Source organism: Mesorhizobium sp. M7A.F.Ca.CA.002.09.1.1 (assembly GCF_003998555.1).
Lineage (GTDB): Bacteria > Pseudomonadota > Alphaproteobacteria > Rhizobiales > Rhizobiaceae > Mesorhizobium > Mesorhizobium ciceri.
Genome location: NZ_RZRR01001166.1, coordinates 1 through 1,421, shown reverse-complemented (window position 1 = coordinate 1,421; position 1,421 = coordinate 1). Strand labels below are relative to the sequence as shown.

The 1,421-nt window shown below is 62.6% G+C and carries 2 protein-coding genes and 2 pseudogenes; all 4 read left to right on the top strand.

Going from position 1 to position 1,421, the window contains the following annotated elements; all coding sequences use genetic code 11:
• A pseudogene (tuf, locus tag EN994_RS31410) lies at positions 1-134 on the top strand (elongation factor Tu); the annotation flags it as partial.
• Between the two features lie 69 nt (positions 135-203).
• The gene (gene rpsJ, locus EN994_RS31405) at positions 204-512 is read left to right on the top strand and encodes a 30S ribosomal protein S10 (RefSeq protein WP_010909272.1); all 309 of its coding nucleotides are present in this window, start codon (positions 204-206) and stop codon (positions 510-512) included.
• A gap of 61 nt (positions 513-573) precedes the next feature.
• Positions 574-1,302, top strand: coding sequence for a 50S ribosomal protein L3 (gene rplC / locus EN994_RS31400; protein ID WP_013531422.1), 729 nt, complete (start codon positions 574-576; stop codon positions 1,300-1,302).
• Positions 1,302-1,421 (top strand): annotated as a pseudogene (locus EN994_RS31395) (50S ribosomal protein L4); the annotation flags it as partial. The gene rplC and the pseudogene EN994_RS31395, both read left to right, overlap by 1 nt.

Here is a 1,421-nt window from a genome sequence, read left to right as displayed (position 1 = left end):
TGATGCCGGGCGACAACATCACGGTCGATGTCGAGCTGATCGTGCCGATCGCCATGGAAGAGAAGCTGCGCTTCGCTATCCGTGAAGGCGGCCGCACCGTCGGTGCCGGCATCGTCGTCACCATCAAAGAGTAATTTGGACTTAAACCGATCTGTCGCGGGCGCGGGAGTTGCCCGCGCCGCGCCAGAACAAGGAAGTGACGCATGAACGGACAGAATATCCGCATCCGCCTTAAGGCGTTTGACCACCGCGTGCTCGACGCCTCGACGAAGGAAATCGTGTCGACGGCCAAGCGTACCGGTGCAAACGTCCGCGGCCCCATTCCGCTGCCGACGCGGATCGAAAAGTTCACGGTCAACCGGTCGCCTCACGTCGACAAGAAGAGCCGCGAGCAGTTCGAGATGCGCACGCACAAGCGTCTGCTCGACATCGTCGATCCGACCCCGCAGACGGTCGATGCTTTGATGAAGCTCGATCTGGCCGCCGGCGTCGACGTCGAGATCAAGCTCTAAGGGAATGAGAGCGCGGTAAGGGGCGGTGCCCCTGGCCCGGAACTCTAAAGGAATTGAACCGATGCGTTCAGGTGTGATTGCAAAGAAGGTGGGAATGACCCGCATCTATAACGATGCCGGGGAACATGTTCCCGTCACCGTTCTCCTGATGGAGAACTGCCAGGTCGTGGCCCAGCGCACGCAAGAGAAGAATGGCTACACCGCCGTTCAGCTCGGCGTTGGCCTTGCCAAGGTGAAGAACACGTCGAAGGCGATGCGCGGCCATTTCGCGACCGCTTCCGTCGAGCCGAAGGCGAAGGTCGCCGAGTTCCGCGTCTCCGCCGACAACATGATCGATGTCGGCGCCGAGATCACCGTCGAGCACTTCGTCGCCGGCCAGAAGGTCGATGTGACGGGCACGACGATCGGCAAGGGCTTTCAGGGCGTCATCAAGCGCCACCACATGGGCGGTGGCCGTGCAACGCACGGTAACTCGGTTTCGCACCGTACGCACGGTTCGACCGGCCAGCGCCAGGACCCGGGCAAGGTGTTCAAGGGCAAGCATATGGCTGGCCACATGGGCGACACCCGCGTCACCACGCAGAATGTCGAGATCGTATCGACCGACGCCGACCGCGGCCTGATCCTGATCCGCGGTGCGGTTCCCGGATCGAAGGGCGCCTGGATCCTGGTTCGCGATGCGGCCAAGGTGGCACTGCCGGCCAATGCGCCGAAGCCTGCCGCGATCCGCGCCGTTGCTGCCGAAAGTGGCGCCAAGAACGAGGCTCCGGCCACAGAGGGAGCGGAATAATGGATCTCAAGATCACAACGCTGGGCGGCAAGGACGCCGGCAAGGTGGAACTCTCCGACGAGATTTTCGGCCTTGATCCGCGCGAAGACATCCTGCAGCGCGTCGTGCGCTGCAGGATG